Genomic DNA, 17,523 nt, shown 5'->3' with positions numbered 1-17,523 from the left:
GAGGCACGCACGGAGCTCGCAAAGCAGGCCGAGCAGATCAACACAATCGCCCGCATGGTGCATCGTACACGCCATGCCGAGCTTAGTCATGACCACGCGTTGAGACAGCAGCTTTCCCGGTCGCAGGGGCTTGGATTGAGCCGATAGTAGGCGCCGACGACAACATTGGCGTCTTTTAATCGCCCCCCCAAAAGTGCGCCGCGCTTCCAAATTTCCTAGGCGTCCCGATGCACCTATCCCCGTTCAGCGCTCGAGACGGCTTCCCTCAGCAGTTCATCAGGACTGAATCAAACAAGCCGAGCTGTCCGGCGAAACGGGGTACACTCCAGCCTGCCTACAGAGGGGCCCCACGAAATTGGGTCACACGAAGCCCAAGTAGCCCAGCGGCCTGCGCCCTGTCCGCCATCCTCGAAGTTAACGAGGATATCCGCATGGGCGGCCAGGTGGTGACGGGGATAGGCTTCCTTGGCGCAGGACTGATCATGCGCGACGGCCTCAACATTCGCGGGTTGAGCACGTCGGCGACAATACGGACTACGGGAGCGATCGGCGTCCTCGCGGGTTATGGAGAAATTTTCGAGGCTGCTGAGGCAACGCTTCTGATCTTGCTGATCAACATAACCTCCCCCAGAGTTGTTCGGCTCATCGAGCGCTTTGTTCTACAACACCCAGTCGAGTCACAACGTCGTAGGGTTGAGGTCCGCACGACCACGGAAAGCGAAACCGAGGTCCGGTCGAGTTTGATGAGCCAAACGCGTGACGATCAACTAGCAGTCACATCACTCGCACGCCGCGTCAATTCACTGGATAGGAGCATCACAATTGATGTCACTATTTCAGGTGATGACGTTAACGACGAAGTCATGAGCGTTCTTGTGCAATCTCTTAGCTTGTCGCCAAACATTCTTTACTGCACCTTCACGTAGCTTTGAGACGCCACGGCCGGTTCAACGACAACGCCATAGCCGCCATGTTCGCGCACACGAACATCACATTCCCTTGACATCTGTTCTCGGAGATTTTTGAGAGCTGTCACGATTTCGGCCGTCTGGCGCTTTTTCCAATGACGTTACCATGAGAGTCTTCACCAGTCTAAACTCAGAGGTTGTGTTGCTGTACTTTTCATTGCACGGTTAGGCAGAATTATAATTTTTGATGTTGACCGGAGAGCGGATGGTACACGGAGAGAAATGCCGGTCTTTTGCATGTGTGCTTGTCGCAACTTCGGTCGCCGTTACGATGTTCGCCGGAACCGGTTTTGCACAGGATAACGATAGTGCCGTTCAAAATGCCGTACCGGTGATGAGAAAATTCGATTTCTCAGCGCCAGCCCTCAATCTTGAAGGTACGCTCTCCCCAAATGCTACGGTCGAAACCGTACCAATGAGTCCGACGGAGCCTGGCACAATCGGTAATGTGAAAGTCATCGGAAAAATAACTTCAGATTCGTCCAGTCCGAAAATCGAGACGACCTTTATCGGGTACAATCTGCAGGCGCCATCGGCAGCGTTTCGGATCTGCACTTACCAGGCAGACACTGCTGGATACACAACGCGCGTCTCAAAAGTTGCATCGGACCTGACAGAAGCTATGCTTCTGGGCACCAAGGATCAGAGCGGCGAACCACATAGCGCCCTTATCAGCTATTGCTTCTCTCGCGGGAAGCAGGCGCTGGGCATAAATTTCATTGCAGATGTCAGCAACGCGGCGGATGCTGACGCGGCTTATGATCTGGTAGTTCGGGCTGACAAGTATGCCGTTGCGTTCATTGACAGCCTCTCATGGGAAAATGGAGAAGAATCAAGCTTTGGGAAGGAGCTGCAATCGGTTCCTGTTCGGATAGGCAACGAGCGGATCGCACTCCGCATCCCGGACCAGTGGGAAATACCGATCAACGATTTTCATGGCGCTTTGCCGGCCGAGTTGCACATGATCAGGCGCAAGGGCGGAAGAGATGTTGGCCTGATATGGCTGCTCGTTCAGGACATGAAGGAAAAACCGGACCTGGAAATGGCCGGAGCCACGATCGTGAGGGATTACTTTGTCAGGCAGACACCTGATGCCCGGCCACCCGCACTGATATCGAGTGAGGAAGACAGTCTGCTTGCAAAACAGGGAATCCCCGCACGCACCTTCCGGTTTTCAGTGACAGACAAAAAAGGTCAGGACAGCGGCGATATAGATGCGACAGTCATATGGCGGAATGGGCGCCTGCATGTACTCACCCTTTGGTCAGCGTGGCCCTCCGCAGCCGATAACAGCAACTTCTTTTCCCGTCTTCCAGCTCTTACTGTCTACGATATCGTGCGACAAGCCATGGTAACAACGCAGCAATAAGGTACGGCGCAGATAAAAAACCAAAGCGCACAAAAGGAAGAAAAAACATTAAACTATGGTATTTTCTTAAAGTAAAAAAGCCTGTTTCCTTCTGGTATTTTGAGCCGCAAAAAATGGCGCAAGATAGACAGGCAAACTGGCTTGGAACCACGGCTGGCATTGACACCACAGATCGGAGCGGACTTGGGCGGAACTAAGCTGATTGAACTTTTCCCACTACCCTATGCCCATTGGTATGCGGCCACTCTTTTTGCCGAGGCCGGATATGCTGCGTCACAGATATTCGAGCGTCTCAACATAGATCCCGCGCGCTGGCAACGGTTCCGAGAGCGCTACAGCCAACTTCATTACGCCAATACAAGTTGGGTTACGGCCGCGTTCAGGCGGGACGGACTTCCCGAACCCGAACAGGATCGGGCGCTTTTCCAGCGTCTGACGGGGAATGACGGCATCGGCCTACCGGTAACAGAACCCTTCAGCATGCGCACAGAGCTTGCGGCTTTGCGGCGGGCAGTCGAAGCTAATCCTCGTATCGGCCCCTTCGCCAATGTCGACTGGGTCGCGCATTACATCGGAGAAAGACGATTCCCGACCATCCGCTATATCCACAATGGCCATCAGGTCTATGTGGACGGCGCACCAATCCGCGACCGCAAGGGCGTCCCGTTGTCCGGGGTCGACCCCTTCACCTTTCGACAGCTTGGTGACCGCTGGTTTTGCGACGATAGACATGTCTACGGCCAGGGCGAGACACCAACGAAGCTTTTCTGGTTCTCAGCGCGCGGCGCCGATCCGGACAGCTTCACCGTTCTGAACCAACGTTATGGTGTCGACAAGGCCGCCGGTTATTACATTACCAACTTGCGCCTTCCCACCGAGGAGCCGGGTACATTCGGGATCGTCAGCTATTATTACGGAAGCGGCCAGAAACCGGGCATCCGTATCGAAGAGAGTCACTACGCAAAGGACAGTCGCAAAGTCTATGCTTACGGGGTCGCGATTGAAGGCGCGGATGCGGCCAGTTTCCATTCCATCGGCGACGAAGGCAGATATTTCGCTGACAGGAAGCATGTCTATTGGGAGAAGAGCCTGATTCCCGACGCGGACCGAGAGAGTTTTGTCTGCGCATCAGAAGCAGGTCAGTATCGCGCTTATGACAGCGAGCGGCCGTACTATGCAGGGCAACCTCAATCAGTCTCGGCAGAATTTGAGTCTTGGAGCGGCTATTTCGAGAACCATCCCGAGATTGCCGACAGCTGGTGGCACCGGGAGAAGGCACGCCGTGCGGTAAGCGCGTCTGTGGGGAATGAGCCAGTACCGATCGGCGGTCTCTATTACAGCGATGGACGCCGGATTCTGGTTAGGCCACAGCGTCCGCAGGAAGCCGAATGGGTCTCACTCGATCATTTCGACCACGACAGCTTCCGACACATCGTTGATGTGTTCGGGCAGGATCGGCACGGCCTGCGCTACTTTTTGCCCGGCCTCGAACATTACGGGATGGAGCCCATTGAGAAAGCCGATCCCGCTAGCTTCGAAAAGCTCGACGGCCCATGGTTCAAAGACAAGCAGCAGGCCTATTACATCGACAGTACAGCACCTTTACCAGAGCTTGCTGTCGTCAAAATCGACATGGCGAGCTTCGAGGTTTTGGGCGGCGCCTATGCTCGTGACGCAAAAGGGCTGATCGTTGAAGGTGTGCGCAAGCGCGGCATCGACAATCCCGCAGCGGTGGAATCGCTCGGCTTTTCCTTTGCACGGATGGGCGATACCCTGCTTTATCGCGGGAAGCCCATCAGCCGGCCCGGCAAGGTCAATCCCGCCACAGCGCGTGGTGTCAACGATCAGCTTCTGATTGATGCGAACGGCGAGATGCTGTTCGGAGGCAGTTATCGCAAAAAGATTCCTGGAATCGATCCAGCCATTTTGCATTTCCTCAACCGTGTATTCGCAGTTGACGCACGGCATGTTTACGCGATGACCGATACAGGACTGCTGCTCATTGAGGATATTGAACCGGGCGAAGTCGAGCTAGCCGGCCTCTACGCGGTCCGGGTGGGCGACACACAGCTCCACGTTTCCGGTGGCATCGTAAGGCGGTTACGACCCGAAGATACAAGTGGATGAGTAATGCCTGATATCAAAGCTCCCCCGAGGCTGGGTGCGTCAGTAGTGACGAGCGGCGTGCGGAGGTGCCAGGGCGGTGAAACCTGCGCCGTTGAAGTCATGCAGGCGCGAGGAAGACTCAATAGGCATGACATTACCGGATCGGAAGTCGCTTTTTGCCAGCCTATAGAGGCACCCGCCGCGTGCAAACACCAGATCGCCGCCATCCCAGTCTGCCCAATCCGTTTCCGGAAGGTCGACAAGCAATGTTCCGTCCCGGTCAAACACGCGGTAGTCCAGTCCGTACCACGCCTTTTGACTGCGACCGATCGAATGAAGAACCATCTGAAGGCTCCGGCCGTTTGCACCCGGTTTTTGCAGGACACGCGGCTTGTTGAAGCTGTAAAAGGTCGAGGCCTTCAGGCCATTGGTTTGCCCCTCACCGGCGTCGATCACACGCCAACCGTCACGCGCAAGTATGTAGCCGCTGATGGGCTCGTCCTCTCCACGTCCCGACAATATACCGCACGGGTCCGCTTGCATGCCTCGCTTCAATCGAAAACCTGGAGCGAACGAGACGCGGTTATCGTCAAACGGATGGTTGAGAAGCAGTTTGTTCTCGTCCTCGAAAACACCGCCTCCTCCCCACGCGTCTCCTTTTGGCCAAAGCGTCAGTGCGGTGAAGAATGGCGGCTTCGATATGGCCGTCCAGCTCGCGTAGGGCGGGCGATTTGTGGCCGCGAAGTAGACCAGAAGTTCTCCGGACGGAGAAAGATCGCAGCGTCTCTCGTAGACCCGTCCCTTCAACCATTGACCATGTTCAAAAGTGTCGGTGCGCAAGTCCCAGCGAATGAGCTGCACCAGCCGGCTCGGGCCGCGCCGAAATATGACACCTGTTCTCGCTGACCGTGCCAGGATCGCATACAGCCTCGGTGCAAGTGCCTTCCGAGAAGGATCTACAGTCTGCTTGCCTTTCTCTACAGCCACCTGAGCAACTTTCTTCCGGCACTATCTGATGCCGTCATGGAGGACGTCACATGACAGTTTATCCCTGTGTCCGCATCGAGCTTGCGGACTTCCATCTCTCACCTCTCCGAAATACCGCGCAACACCATTATCAGATACTGGACGAAAAAATCGACATTGCGTAGTTTTAAACAACAACTGCATCCATTGAAGCGATTTGACACTTCGTCTCCCACGATTTGATCCAAACCCGGATACGTCGCCGTTTCAACCGATCGCACAGGAGAAACGCTTGCTGATACTTGAGATCGTCATTTTTTCTGCGGCTCTTATCGCGGTTGGCCTTCTGGCTGTGCAGCAGATTATCGCGCAGGTTCGGGAGTATAATTTCTACAAGAAGAATGGTGGTGATTTTTCTGTCGACAGCAACATGGATCACGTCAAACTTGACAGATCCATGCACTACAACGACCTCCGCCTCACGAACTGGCAGCGATTTTATCTGTTCCGCCCAGCCTGCATCGCGATGCTCGTCTTTGTTTGGGCTATGATGGTAGTCTCTTTGCTTTAACTGAAACGCCAGGCTTAGGTTGCCCTTGGCATTGCTCGTCGACCAGACTGTTTCGGCAAGCCCCCTGCAGCACCTCACCGGTGCCAAGACAATGCGATTTTGTTCGGCAAGCGGTCGGAGGCAATGGCAATCTTAGTCATTCGGTTTAGGCCGAGGTTTAAATTTGACGTGCCTGCGTATAGCGCTGCGATTGCGTGTGGCCATGCGGGCTGTTCAAAGCCACCTCGACGTTAAGCGGATACAAATGCCTCTTCTGGCTGCGCAAATCCGCAAGATGCGCTTAAACGCTGAACTCGAGGTCCAAATCGTTGACCTTCGCGATCGCATTCGTTCCGCTCTTCGTGTAGACGACCTAGGTGCCGGCCAGCGAATACATTCCCAGACCCTTCCCGCACACCCGTGATCAGTCCTCAGTGGGGTCGTCCGCCATTACCCGATCGTATAGTTCGATGCTACGCCGCGAAGATGTGTGACCGTCGCTTGCGACAAAACACCACTGCCCAGATAATCAGCAAAGCTGAATGAGAATATGTCACTTCGTTCTATCGCCTTGACCAGATTGGTATCACCAAAGACAACGAGGTATTCGTGATCCTCCGGCGCCCAGATCCAGAGATCATGAGCTGAAAAATGGATCAGAAGGCCATAGGGCGAATTTTCAAACAGTGCATCAAGCACCAACCCGACCGGTTGCGGTGCAAAATGGCGCGGAGGCTGACCGAACTCGTAAGCAGCGAAATCAATCTCGTTACTACCGATACGCGCGGCGACGAGAGCGATTTCCTCCTCGCTTGGAAATTCGGGGTAAATCCTCGCCGCGAAATTTCTGTTTCGAATGGCCTGATGATCCAGCGTGCAGTCTTTTCCAATGAAGTCCATAATTAAACCCCAGGTCCGTCATTATAGCGTATCTCGGTCTGACGACCGTTTGGCCTACGTATTTGCAACGTCGGACGACCGTCAGAGCTTCCCGGACGGACGGTAACCTTGCTGCCGTCTTCCAGTTCCCCCGTGCGGCCCGGCCCGTATTGTGTTTCGATACCTTTCTCCTTGCCCGGTTTCAAGGAATCGAAGTCGCGTTCAGCTTCCGCCATACCGCCATCCTTTTCGCCGTGTTTTGTCTTACCCTTTGTCTGTTGACTGACGCCCGCTTCATCCTCCAGTTCCTCTTGCCGCTTCTTCTGTTCTTCCGCCTTTGCCGAATCGCAGTTCCCAGTGCAGCTTCCCGCCTCGCCATCGGCGGGTTCAGAATGGCTCTCATTGTACATTTTGTAGAGTTCGTAACCTTCATAGGCCAGCATGGCGAGGCCGATTGCTGCACCAACTGGCCCAAGAAAACCGAGCGCGGCGCGGGCACCGAGCCTCGTTGCCACGCCTGCAGCCGCACGGCCAAGCAGAACCTCCCCGCCAGCAGCAGCCACGGCAGTCATGCACCCCCCCGTTCTTTCGCCGCATTCGCCATCAGCCGCATCATTTCATCCAGCCGAGCGTCAGGATTGCGGCCTCTGAGGTTCTGGCGAATATCAGGTGCTTCGATGAAGCGCCCGTTGCTTGCGCTCATAAGGTAGGTCCACTGAAAGAATCCGCGCTCGGTTTTCAATCCGTAAATTCGTGCCTGTGTTTCATATCGTTCCATGAATATGAGCGCTTCGCGCTCGTCCATGCCTTGTAGCAAGTGCGGCGCGGACCTTTGAAAGGCCGTCACTCGGCGGCGACGCGCGGCGAGCATTCGCGATGCACTGATGACCTCGATATTCTCAGGAGTCAGGCGCAACATGCCGCCCTGCGCGACGACATCAACCGGTCGATGAGCGCGCTTGATGTTCCCACCCCATGCCTCGGCCGGAGCGAAGTAGATTTCTTCGGCCGGGCCCATAAGGCGCACCACCTGTTCCGGCGAAAGCGCCGGCAACACCTGCATCATGACATTCGGGTCGGCATGGCGGAAAACAACAATTTCGCTACGACCCCGCGCCTCTTCAAGATCAAGGGCGAACGATGCCCCTTCTTGCGCATCGCCGGCCGCCAAGGAGATATCACCGGCTTCTCCAGAAACCGAACCGCTCAATCCCGCGAGCGCGTCTCGCTCAAGCGGCAGAAAGATGCGGTTAATACCACGAAGATGCCTGTAGATTGTTTCCTCAGAAAGGCCGCGATCACCGACCCAGAATACCACAGCCGGCCTGTCTGCGATAAGCTTGAGCAGGGCCTCTATTCTGCTCTTTACCCGCCCAGGCAAATCGATCTCGTCGGCTGGCATCAAGCCGCCGCCACTTTCATCACCATTGGCGACTGCTTTCGCCATGTCATTCGACAGTTTCGCTGCCAGCGCCTGCAGTTCCTCGTCGCTTGGCTCCGCCGTCTCGACCAAGCTATCCGGCGCACTTGAGGCCGGCGGCGAAAGACTAAGTGAAACGAGCCACGGCCCGCCGAGCACAATTGCCGAATTGGAACCCGCCGACCGATAGAGCGGCCTGTGGCACAAACCAGCCGCCGAAAGATCCGCTGTTAGGTTACCGAAGAGAGCTCCGTCCAGCACCGCATAGATTCGCCTGTCGCAACTGTCCGCAATCCGGGAGAGGCGTTTCAGATAAACCTGACCGACCGCTGGCACCTCCGCTCCGCCGTTAAGCTGGCTCTGCATCTTATCCTCGAACCGTTGGAACGGACCGCGCGGCCATGCTTGCCTGGCAGGAGGTTGCATCACTGCCGCCCTTTGGCTCACGGTCGCCGATGTAGACGTCGGTCGAACCGGTTTGCGCATTGCCGCCACAGTCAATCGCATCGCCTACTCGACCGGCCCGCTTGCCGTTGATGAAGACGGTGGATGCTCCAGCCGCCAGAGCCCGCGGATGTGAGGGCTTCGGGCAAGACGGGCAGCCATGCGGCAAATAGGCATCCCCGACGCGCATCAGCGGCCGACCATTCACATAGACATTATTACTACCCCCGGTCGCCGGTGTGGGTGGAAAATGGCAGGAATGGGATGAACCTATATCGGCACGGCGATGAGCTTTGGGCATCGGCTATATCCCCTTTTCAGCGCGCCTGAAGCATGGCGCGTGTCAGTAACCCAAGCCGTGCTCCCTGCGGCGGGACAAACGATCCAGGGAGCCATTCGGGCTTCGAGGCCAAGGCAAGAGCAACGGCAAAATCGTCATCCTCGGTGCGCAGAAGCGCACTCAGATCTACAGGAACAATAGCGGGATTGAGCATAAGCGCAGCAAAATCGCTGCCGATTTCAGGGTCGATCTTCCAATGCAAACTTTTGCCGCGTCCTGCGACCTCGGAAAAGGTCACATCCCCCTGACACCAGGACAGAGCGGAGCAGCCCAGCGGTGTCCAGCCTTGGCCATCGCACAGCATTCTCCATCTGTCGGCCGAGAATTGTGATAGATTTGTCAACAGCTCATGTTGGGTTCTTATCGCTTTCAGCGCGATGTCACGGCTTGAGCCACCCGCATTGAGCATGCGTACATAGGTATTTTTCCACTGGCGCTCGGTGGAATGGAGCTCTAGCCAAATTCCCGCCGGCGTAGATCCGTCGTCAAATTTCACTGGCTTTGATAACATCCGGCCTCACCTCCCCTCATAGAATATATGTTGCTTGTCCATAGGCACCCAAGGCATGAACGGGTTACTGTCAGGGGAACGCGCACCGGAATAGAATTTCTCGGTCATTTCTACCGACCTCTGCAGTGCATAGCCGGAATCAGGGAAACCGTATTTAGCGGGATTGACCTGCATGTCCCTAGTGATCGAGTTGATGATACGGTCCTGTTCCGCGATACGATCAAGCTGCTTTTGATAGGTATATTCTTCCGACTTCCATTCACGGAAATATGGATGAACGTTGTAGGCTTGGAATGGGTATTCCTCGCGTTTTGACCGGGACAACTCGTTCCAGAGCGAGTACCATTTTTTAACTCGCCAAAAGCCAATCATGGAACCCAGGGACGCGCCAACCAGGGTGGCTTCGGTCTTGACATTGAGGGCCGTCGCCCCTTTGAAAAGATTGCGGGCGTCGGCAAGATAATATGTCCCGACCCCTATTGCCGCATCAACAGAAGCCCCTGAGACCCACCCCATGGTGTAATCCAGATCGTTGATACAAAACGGTTTGAGAGCGCTCATTCCGTTCTGTTGCGCAGCAAGAAAACGGTAAATTTTTTCAGCGGAATCATACTGGTCTCCCGCTGTCGGGATGTCCGATATGTCCTTTGCGGTTTTCATATCCTCTATCGTCTTGAGTTGTTCGGAAGCCCCGCCGCCCTGACCGATCCTCATCGACTGCCCGCCGCCGCGTTCAACGCGCTTGGCGGCATTGGACATGCCGTAACCTGCTGACAGGCCGGCCCCGTAGAACGAGGCGACACAGGCGCACAAGTTCTCCCGGCCGAACAACAGAAAGGTGTGCGCACCAAGAATCAGAGATGCGCCACTGTCATAACCAATCAGCCATGACTGGGATTTGGTATGTGCCAATCCAGCCCAGGAGTCGGGAGTTTTCAGGTCGTTGCCATAGGGAAATGCGCTGTCGCTCATTGCTCCGCCTGACCGTATTTGAATGGCACATAGGGTACGAATGGTTTCGACGGATCGAAGTTCTGCTGTCCCGGATAAAGAAGGCAATAGAGCTTCTGTTTGTAAACGACCGCCAGTGGATAACACGCGTCCTTCTTAGCCATGCCGCCCGCGCCACATTGCTGGAGCCCCTCGAGAACCTCCATCGCTCGGCACTTTTCTTCCCTACAGTCGTAGTCCCTGATGTCCTCATAACCTTTAGAATAGAAAATGCGCGTTTTCGTATAGCTGTCTAACGGCCCAAGAACGGCCGCAAGCCCTGCATAGGCTCGGTCAACATCCTGCTTCTCTCCGATGTTGAAGGTGGATGGCGTATCCGATGTGAAGGCGAATTTGGCCGGATCGGTTTCGCATTCAATTGCGAAGGAAAAAGAGCTGGAGGCCATAAGGATCACACATGCCGGGGCCAGGATTCTCGTCATATTGCTTCTCAATTCAAATCTATCCTTCCGCCATTGACGACAACACGCTGTTCGCCATTGATCTCGATCTCTTCAAAGTCGAGAAAGAGCTTCGTACCGCTCAGCGTGACAGTTCCATCCTCATGCATCAAAACATTGGCCTTTCCGCAAGTCAGGTGCAATTCGCCCCCGCTATGTACGGTCGCGCTGTTTTGCGCAGACAGCGACATCGTGTCGTTGCTCATGAGATTGACACGTGTTCCTGCGTTGACGCTGTAGGACATACCGACATTGGTAGCCATTCCGGCCCCCACGTTGACGGCTTTGAACACACCCACGCTCTCAGTATTGTTCTTCTCGACGATGACGGACATATTGCCCTCGCCAGGATTGAGAAGCCCTGGAAAACCGAGGTTCTTTGCAACGTCGCCAATCCCGCTCACAAGCGAATTCAGCACCGAATTCACGACCCTTCCTATCCCGCTCGGCCCAACTGTAACCATCATATTGCCACCAACAACCTCGTGGTGGTTGTTGCGCACCTCTATCGACTTATTGTGGCCAACCGACTGGACCCAGTTATTATCAATCCGTTCGCTGTGATTGTTTCGGATTTTTTCGTTGCGGTCTTTCTGGGCGTGAATGTAAATTTCCTCGCGGCCATTCTCGTCTTCGAAAGTCAGTTCGTTGAAGCCCGAACCTTTGTGCGTGTTAGTCCGGAACGTGCTCTTGGTTTTGTTGGCAGGCAGCTCATAAGGCACTGTCTGACGCGCATTCGGCACCACGCCGGTGACCAGGGGCCGGTCCGGATCGCCATCCACAAATGCAACCATCACTTCCATGCCGATGCGCGGGATGATCTGGCCGCCCCAAGTGGAGCCCGCCCAGTTCTGCGCAACCCGCACCCAGCACGTATCCGTACCATCCTTCTTTGCCTTGCGATCCCAAGGGAACCACAGCTTGATGCGGCCATACTGATCCGGGTGGATTTCCTCACCCTCCGGGCCAGCGACGATCGCCACCTGGGTGCCTTCGATGCGCGGGCGTTTTGTTGACCGATGGGGCGTCAGCGGCACGCGGGCCGGAATTGCCTCGAAGTGATTGCGATATTCCGGTTCGTTGCTGTTTGTCTCATAGGAGAGATCAACGATGCTGTGGCTTGCCCTGATGATCACATGCTCTTCATAGGCATGTTCGGGATGGGCGACCTCGTAAGGCGTAAAGCGACGGCCGGGTTCGAGAATGCGTGAGGTGGACGATCCGAATACCCGGTCGTGATCGGCCTCGATCGCCTGGGTGCGCAGTTTCTGCGCCCGTTCCGCTTCTTCCACCGTCTTGATGCGGGCCGGATATTCGTAGAGCTCGCGCTTCGTCGCGTCCGGCATTTGCACCAGAGACGGCGTCATCGTGCCAGGCACCATGCCCGGCGTCTCGAAATTCCAGTCCGCGCCCGCCCGCTGGCCGGAGACATAGGAGAACCGCCGTGCCCAGTCATTGATGTGGTTGCGGTCCGACGAGCCCTGCGCCAGCCGCACCGTTCCCTCCCCCTGGGCAGCCGGAGACGGCCCGAGCCAGCCGCTGGCGCTATCGGCAACATGCAGCTTATGGGAACCGTCCTCGTGGCTGAACCAGTAGAACAGGCCATCCTCTTCGAAACGGCGGGTGAGATAATCCAGATCGGTCTCGTTAAACTGCACGCTGTAGTGCTGTGCAGGCGGCGGCGAGATGATGCCTGACGTATCGGGAGCAGGAATTCCGTGTTCGGAAAACAGCGTCTCAACGATATCGACCGCCGTCTTGTCCATCCAGATGCGGCAATCGGAACGCCGCGAAAGCAACCACATCTGTGGCCGGATGGTCATCGAGTAAGAGCGCAATCCACGCGTGATCGGAGGACCTTCATGGAGCTCTGTTACAAGGCCGTTAAAGGGACGGCGAACACCGCCGCCCTCACCCTCGCCCTGGCTGATCTCGAGCGAAACATCGACCAGCCGCCCGATCAGTTCCTCGGGCTTAACCGCCTCCTTCTTGGCACGCACCGTCAGGCGAATATCAAAGAGCTGCGATACGCCTTCCTCGACCGTCAGACGCTCCGGCAAAAGCTGATCCTCTCCCAAAGGCGACTTGACCTTGAGGACGCGGCTTGCCTGAACGAAATCAGAAAGTGACGACTGGTCGTTCATGGAACACTCCTAATCAGGACCCGCGGCTGGACTGAAGTGGCCAGAACCAGATCGTTTCCGAATTGTAGTAGCAGGCCGACGCGCATTGGGTGGCCTCTGAGCCACCCCGCACAAGATCGATATGGCCGCCTCCGGTGTAACCAGGGATATTGTTGAACGCCACAACACCGTTACGGGCACCGATGCCATTACGCGCTGTCGCGGGGGTAAACGGTTCGGGCTCGCCTAGATAGCTCGTCCGTTTCACCAGATTTGCGAGGCGGCGCATGTTCACCTCAATGCCCTTGCCCGCATATGGACCTTTCTGGATGCGATGCGAGGCTGGCACGATGTTGATCCCCGATTTCACGAAAGCGATGCTAACGCGGATGGCACAGGTATTGTGATAGTTCGGGTTACCGATAAAATCATCCCAGCCTATTTCCGTGAAAAGATCACGCTGGCTGACATAGTTCGGGTGCGACGGGTCGCTGCTCGGATAATTCTTATAAAGAGTGTCAAAGTTAACGCGCATGGTTCGTCCCACTAGTTACTTTTCTGCTCACAGGGAAAGGAGACCTTGAGCGCCTCCCGCACGAGAGTGGCTGCCTGTTCATCCAGTTTTTCCGCAGGAAGATCGCCGAGATAGGTGTAGATCCGGTCGTTGAGTTCATGGGGCGCCACGGCGCCTGCACCACACCAGTCCGATCCGCTCGTCAGATCGGCCACGCCAGCGATATAGGCGCTTGATTTTGCAACGGAAACCAGCCGCCGCATTTCCGGATCGGACACCTCCGGGGCAAGCTTACCCTCGATGGCCTGCTTGAGTTCGGCACCAGAGAATATCCATGTCCGCTCCGCCGCACCGACCGGCGAAAGACCGGAAGATGCCAGAACAACCGGCACGGAAACAAAAAACGCATATAGGGAGCGCATCAAAAAACCACCTAGACCAAACTCGACGTGAAACATCACGACGTGAGCTGCAAAACTGCATTGAAAACGTTCCGGTGCCGGCAACGCCGGCACCGGGTCGCGTCACGATCAGGCAGCCTTCGTCGTCGCCAGATCGTAGGAGGCGATCATCGGAGACTGCGGCGAGTTGTTGTCGTCGAACGGCGTGTACTTCACTTCCATCTTCGTGAAGTTGAGCTTGACGGTTTCCACCGGACGGTCACCGCTGGAATCCACCGAGTAGCTGGCGATAAGCGTGTTTGTCAGCAGATACTCGATATAGGTGTTGCCGGGATTACCCGTGGTCACCAGATGAATGGTTGCGAGCTTGCCGGTCCGGCCGGCGCAGGCTTCCTGGAAAAGCTTGGTGGAAGAAGAATCGCTAACCTTGGTCAGAATGACTTCCGAAATGGTCGGTTCGGATGCCTCGCGGTTTGCAGCAGAACCAGCAGAGGTGTTCATGTTGCGGGCCACGTTCCAGTGAATGGCTTCAATATCCATCCACTTGCGATGTTCTTCATGGGTGGCGTCGCCCTGGATACCGTCAATCTGCAGATAAATTGGCATGCTGTAAGCTCCTGTAGCTAAAATGACCTCTTGCTCCGAGGCCGAGTTACCCTTCGTTTAATGCCGCATGCGTCGGGTAGCCCCATCCGACGCGGCAACTTTATCCACCCCAACCTCTTCGGTTACGGCGAATTCATCTGCTTCCCCAGCCTCTTCGGCACGAATGCCGAACCCGTTTTCACCAAAATCGACAACAATGTTCCCGACACGCTCTCCCGCGATTACCTTTTCGAGGAAAAAGCTGGAAAGAGGCGGCAGGAGGTCCTTGCCGATCATGATTTCAATGGCGCGTGCGCCAATCTCACTTGCACCGGCGCGCGCCACCAAGGCATCTCGCGCCACATTGGACAGGGTCAGGCCGGTGCCATATGTTGCGAGCACACGTTCCCTGATCTTGCCAATCTGCATATCCACGATCCTTGCAAGCGCCTCCGTACCAAGCGGCATGAAGGGAAGAATGATCGTGCGCCCGAGGAACGCGGGCTTGAACTGTTTGGTAAGCTCCGGCATCAGAAGCGCTTCCAGCGCTTCGCCTTCCGGCATCGTGTCGGGATCGGCCGACAGCGCCGAGAGCAACTCCGAGCCTGTATTGGCCGTCATGAAGATAGTGGTGTTCTTGAAATCCACGTCGCGGCCTTCGCCATCACGCAACACGCCCTTGTCAAACACCTGATAGAAAATGTCCTGGACGCCGGGGTGAGCCTTGTCGATCTCATCCAAGAGCAGAACGCCGAACGGCCGACGGCGCACCGCTTCCGTCAACACGCCGCCTTCGCCGAAACCGACATAGCCGGGCGGCGAACCGAGAAGCAGCGAAACCTTATGCTCTTCCTTGAACTCCGACATGTTGATCGTCGTCAAATGGCTGTTGCCGCCGTAGAGCATATCGGCGAGCGACAGCGCGGTTTCGGTCTTTCCTGTTCCGGACATGCCAACAAGGAAAAAAACGGCCGGCGGGCGGCGCGGATCGGATAATCCGGCCCGCGCAGTGCGCATGGCATCGGCAATCCGTGCAATTGCAGCATCCTGCCCCACCACCCGCTGCCGCATACGCGCATCGAGTGTCCGGGCACTTTCGATCTGGTCCGCCAGAAGTTTGCCAAGTGGAATTCCGGTCCATCGCGAAACGACGGCGGCGATCGCCTCACGATCAACGACCGTCGGGACAAGTCTCTCGGCATTTGCCGGTTTTGCCTCAACCGCAGGCCGCAGGGGAGAGACATTGGAAACATCGCCTTCAACCGGCTGCTCTTCGCTTAGCTCAGCCATCTCCGCGTCGTAACGGCTGCGCAGATCATCGATCCCACTCTCAAGCTTTTCGACTTCGCCCCGTATCGACTGGATACGGCTGTCAATCGCGCCATCCTGCGGTTCACGCAGAAGCCAGTTCAACTCATCGGTGAGAAGGCGCCGCTCGCTTTCCATAGCGCGCAGCCGCTCCGGCTCGGTCTGCCGTGCCAGTGAGACGGCAGCCGCGGCCGTATCGAGAAGGCTGACGGCCTTGTCCGGCAACTGCCGCGCGGGCATGTAGCGTGCGGATAATTGCACCGCGGCCACGACCGCCTCGTCACGAACGACAACGTTGTGATGGCTGACGAAGCTGTCAGCGACACCGCGCAACATACGTATGGCGGTCGTCTCATCCGGCTCGCGCACATGTACAGGCTGGAAACGACGGGTCAGCGCCGCATCCTTTTCGAAATACTTCTTGTATTCGCTCCAGGTCGTCGCCGCGACGGTGCGCACTTCACCCCGCGCCAGAGCGGGCTTGAGAATATTGGCCGCATCGCCCTGCCCGGCCGCACCACCCGCACCAACGAGACCGTGGGCCTCATCGATAAACAGGATGACCGGTTCGGTAGAACGTTTGACCGCATCGATTACGCCATGAAGGCGGCGCTCAAACTCACCCTTAACGCCGGCACCGGCCTGAAGTAGCGAAATATCGAGGTTCAGCAGGCGGACATTGCGCAACTTTTCCGGAACGTTGCCAGACGCGATTTCCAGCGCCAGCGCCTCGGCAACCGCCGTTTTGCCAACCCCCGCCTCACCTACCAGGATGGGATTGTTCTGTCGGCGGCGCGTTAGAATATCAACGAGCTGGCGTAACTCATCATCGCGGCCGATAACAGGATCAACCTTGCCGTTGCGGGCATCTGCGGTCATGTCCTGGGTGTAAAGGCGCAAGAAATCATTCTGGCCTGCAGACTGTCCTGTCCCTGCCTGCCCTGAGCCTGCCAGCGCGGAAGGAACATCCACGCCTGCGCCATTTTCAGTCGAGTTGCGAAGACGCCCAATCGCGGTGCGATCCATCGCCTTGAGAGAAGGAAATGCCGAGCGGACGAAAGAGCGAAGTGAGGTTTCCTCATCCATCGCCAACAGAAGATCGCAAAGCGTAACACGGTCGCGGCCAGCCTCCAGCGATGCGAGAATCCATGCCTCGCGGGCTGCCGTGAGGATGTTCTGGGAGAGCGACAATGCCTCTCCGTCGCCGATGATGGACTCCTCCAGACTGCGGCTGATTTCAGCCTGCAATACCGGAAGTGGAATTTTTAATTCCTCGAATGTTTTCGCATAGATGCCGGAGTCCACAACCGCAAGCAGCCAATGCGGGATATCCACGTATCTGTGCCCCATGCGCACCGCAACAGAAGCCGCAGCTTCAAGGGTAACACGCAGGTCTGGCTCAAGCGCTCCAACAAGGCGGTTGAGATCGATATGCGACATGCAATGAGCCTCCTGCCCGGGTTCATTCCACAACGTGACGTGGAGTAAATATGATGATGAAACCAACTTGTCCACCCCGAAGTTGATTTTTTGTCAGATGAGATTATCCACTAGACGCCACAATTTAGACACATTTAGAATAAGTCTG

Annotated in this window: 17 protein-coding genes; 4 read left to right on the top strand and 13 right to left on the bottom strand. The window is 56.3% G+C overall.

From position 1 onward, the window contains the following. Positions 1 to 395: 395 nt before the first annotated feature. From F617_RS27270 to F617_RS0122410, 3 genes are all read left to right on the top strand, one after another. On the top strand, positions 396 to 926 hold the full coding sequence (locus F617_RS27270; RefSeq protein ID WP_256379951.1) for an MgtC/SapB family protein: 531 nt from the start codon (positions 396 to 398) through the stop codon (positions 924 to 926). Between the two features lie 247 nt (positions 927 to 1,173). Further along, on the top strand, positions 1,174 to 2,337 hold the full coding sequence (locus tag F617_RS0122415) for a hypothetical protein (protein ID WP_155846282.1): 1,164 nt from the start codon (positions 1,174 to 1,176) through the stop codon (positions 2,335 to 2,337). Positions 2,338 to 2,520: 183 nt separating this feature from the next. Next, the gene (locus F617_RS0122410) at positions 2,521 to 4,464 is read left to right on the top strand and encodes a DKNYY domain-containing protein (RefSeq protein WP_155846281.1); all 1,944 of its coding nucleotides are present in this window, start codon (positions 2,521 to 2,523) and stop codon (positions 4,462 to 4,464) included. Positions 4,465 to 4,503: 39 nt separating this feature from the next. Here F617_RS0122410 and F617_RS0122405 read toward each other — a convergent pair whose 3' ends face one another. Then, the gene (locus F617_RS0122405; protein WP_245260841.1) at positions 4,504 to 5,304 is read right to left on the bottom strand and encodes a hypothetical protein; all 801 of its coding nucleotides are present in this window, start codon (positions 5,302 to 5,304) and stop codon (positions 4,504 to 4,506) included. Positions 5,305 to 5,701: 397 nt separating this feature from the next. Here F617_RS0122405 and F617_RS0122395 point away from each other — a divergent pair, with 397 nt between their 5' ends. Continuing rightward, positions 5,702 to 5,980: a hypothetical protein gene (locus F617_RS0122395; RefSeq protein WP_013760976.1), complete on the top strand. Its 279-nt coding sequence runs from the start codon at positions 5,702 to 5,704 to the stop codon at positions 5,978 to 5,980. A 429-nt stretch (positions 5,981 to 6,409) separates the two neighbouring features. Here F617_RS0122395 and F617_RS0122390 read toward each other — a convergent pair whose 3' ends face one another. The 12 genes from F617_RS0122390 to tssH all read right to left on the bottom strand — a co-directional run bounded on the left by F617_RS0122390 (position 6,410) and on the right by tssH (position 17,375). Then, positions 6,410 to 6,859, bottom strand: coding sequence for a hypothetical protein (locus tag F617_RS0122390; protein WP_013760977.1), 450 nt, complete (start codon positions 6,857 to 6,859; stop codon positions 6,410 to 6,412). A 2-nt stretch (positions 6,860 to 6,861) separates the two neighbouring features. Further along, positions 6,862 to 7,410, bottom strand: a complete 549-nt coding sequence (locus F617_RS0122385; RefSeq protein WP_013760978.1) for a hypothetical protein — start codon at positions 7,408 to 7,410, stop codon at positions 6,862 to 6,864. Continuing rightward, positions 7,407 to 8,624 (bottom strand): hypothetical protein, encoded by a 1,218-nt coding sequence (locus tag F617_RS0122380; protein WP_019566794.1) that lies wholly within the window; start codon positions 8,622 to 8,624, stop codon positions 7,407 to 7,409. The genes F617_RS0122385 and F617_RS0122380 overlap by 4 nt, the downstream gene beginning before the upstream one ends. Position 8,625: 1 nt before the next feature. Continuing rightward, entirely contained in the window at positions 8,626 to 9,003 is a 378-nt protein-coding gene (locus F617_RS0122375; RefSeq protein WP_013760980.1) for a PAAR domain-containing protein, read from the bottom strand. 16 nt (positions 9,004 to 9,019) lie between these two features. After that, complete coding sequence (locus tag F617_RS0122370) at positions 9,020 to 9,553, bottom strand: hypothetical protein (RefSeq protein WP_013760981.1); 534 nt, start codon at positions 9,551 to 9,553, stop codon at positions 9,020 to 9,022. Positions 9,554 to 9,559: 6 nt separating this feature from the next. Next, positions 9,560 to 10,525 carry a hypothetical protein gene (locus F617_RS0122365; protein WP_019566792.1) on the bottom strand — a complete coding sequence of 322 codons (966 nt, stop codon included), beginning with the start codon at positions 10,523 to 10,525 and terminating at the stop codon, positions 9,560 to 9,562. Continuing rightward, entirely contained in the window at positions 10,522 to 10,998 is a 477-nt protein-coding gene (locus tag F617_RS0122360; RefSeq protein ID WP_139104368.1) for a hypothetical protein, read from the bottom strand. The genes F617_RS0122365 and F617_RS0122360 overlap by 4 nt, the downstream gene beginning before the upstream one ends. Further along, the gene (gene tssI, locus F617_RS0122355) at positions 10,995 to 13,148 is read right to left on the bottom strand and encodes a type VI secretion system tip protein TssI/VgrG (protein WP_013760984.1); all 2,154 of its coding nucleotides are present in this window, start codon (positions 13,146 to 13,148) and stop codon (positions 10,995 to 10,997) included. The genes F617_RS0122360 and tssI overlap by 4 nt, the downstream gene beginning before the upstream one ends. A gap of 13 nt (positions 13,149 to 13,161) precedes the next feature. Beyond that, positions 13,162 to 13,662: a type VI secretion system amidase effector protein Tae4 gene (locus F617_RS0122350; protein WP_013760985.1), complete on the bottom strand. Its 501-nt coding sequence runs from the start codon at positions 13,660 to 13,662 to the stop codon at positions 13,162 to 13,164. An 11-nt stretch (positions 13,663 to 13,673) separates the two neighbouring features. Beyond that, on the bottom strand, positions 13,674 to 14,063 hold the full coding sequence (locus tag F617_RS0122345) for a Rap1a/Tai family immunity protein (RefSeq protein WP_013760986.1): 390 nt from the start codon (positions 14,061 to 14,063) through the stop codon (positions 13,674 to 13,676). A 108-nt stretch (positions 14,064 to 14,171) separates the two neighbouring features. Continuing rightward, complete coding sequence (locus F617_RS0122340) at positions 14,172 to 14,648, bottom strand: Hcp family type VI secretion system effector (RefSeq protein ID WP_004431488.1); 477 nt, start codon at positions 14,646 to 14,648, stop codon at positions 14,172 to 14,174. Positions 14,649 to 14,705: 57 nt separating this feature from the next. Then, entirely contained in the window at positions 14,706 to 17,375 is a 2,670-nt protein-coding gene (gene tssH / locus F617_RS0122335) for a type VI secretion system ATPase TssH (RefSeq protein ID WP_019566789.1), read from the bottom strand. Positions 17,376 to 17,523 lie beyond the last annotated feature (148 nt).

The sequence above is a fragment of the Agrobacterium sp. 10MFCol1.1 genome (genome assembly GCF_000381165.1).
Lineage (GTDB): Bacteria > Pseudomonadota > Alphaproteobacteria > Rhizobiales > Rhizobiaceae > Agrobacterium > Agrobacterium tumefaciens.
Note: the sequence above shows the minus strand (reverse complement) of the source record. Positions and strands in the feature narration are given on the sequence as shown.

Excerpts from the sequence above, each read along its gene's own strand:
- F617_RS0122415 (WP_155846282.1), top strand. The coding sequence starts at position 1,174 with ATGGTACACGGAGAGAAATGCCGGTCTTTTGCATGTGTGCTTGTCGCA.
- F617_RS0122390 (WP_013760977.1), bottom strand. The coding sequence starts at position 6,859 with ATGGACTTCATTGGAAAAGACTGCACGCTGGATCATCAGGCCATTCGA.
- F617_RS0122385 (WP_013760978.1), bottom strand. The coding sequence starts at position 7,410 with ATGACTGCCGTGGCTGCTGCTGGCGGGGAGGTTCTGCTTGGCCGTGCG.
- F617_RS0122380 (WP_019566794.1), bottom strand. The coding sequence starts at position 8,624 with ATGCAGAGCCAGCTTAACGGCGGAGCGGAGGTGCCAGCGGTCGGTCAG.
- F617_RS0122375 (WP_013760980.1), bottom strand. The coding sequence starts at position 9,003 with ATGCCCAAAGCTCATCGCCGTGCCGATATAGGTTCATCCCATTCCTGC.
- F617_RS0122370 (WP_013760981.1), bottom strand. The coding sequence starts at position 9,553 with ATGTTATCAAAGCCAGTGAAATTTGACGACGGATCTACGCCGGCGGGA.
- F617_RS0122365 (WP_019566792.1), bottom strand. The coding sequence starts at position 10,525 with ATGAGCGACAGCGCATTTCCCTATGGCAACGACCTGAAAACTCCCGAC.
- tssI (WP_013760984.1), bottom strand. The coding sequence starts at position 13,148 with ATGAACGACCAGTCGTCACTTTCTGATTTCGTTCAGGCAAGCCGCGTC.
- F617_RS0122350 (WP_013760985.1), bottom strand. The coding sequence starts at position 13,662 with ATGCGCGTTAACTTTGACACTCTTTATAAGAATTATCCGAGCAGCGAC.
- F617_RS0122345 (WP_013760986.1), bottom strand. The coding sequence starts at position 14,063 with ATGCGCTCCCTATATGCGTTTTTTGTTTCCGTGCCGGTTGTTCTGGCA.
- F617_RS0122340 (WP_004431488.1), bottom strand. The coding sequence starts at position 14,648 with ATGCCAATTTATCTGCAGATTGACGGTATCCAGGGCGACGCCACCCAT.
- tssH (WP_019566789.1), bottom strand. The coding sequence starts at position 17,375 with ATGTCGCATATCGATCTCAACCGCCTTGTTGGAGCGCTTGAGCCAGAC.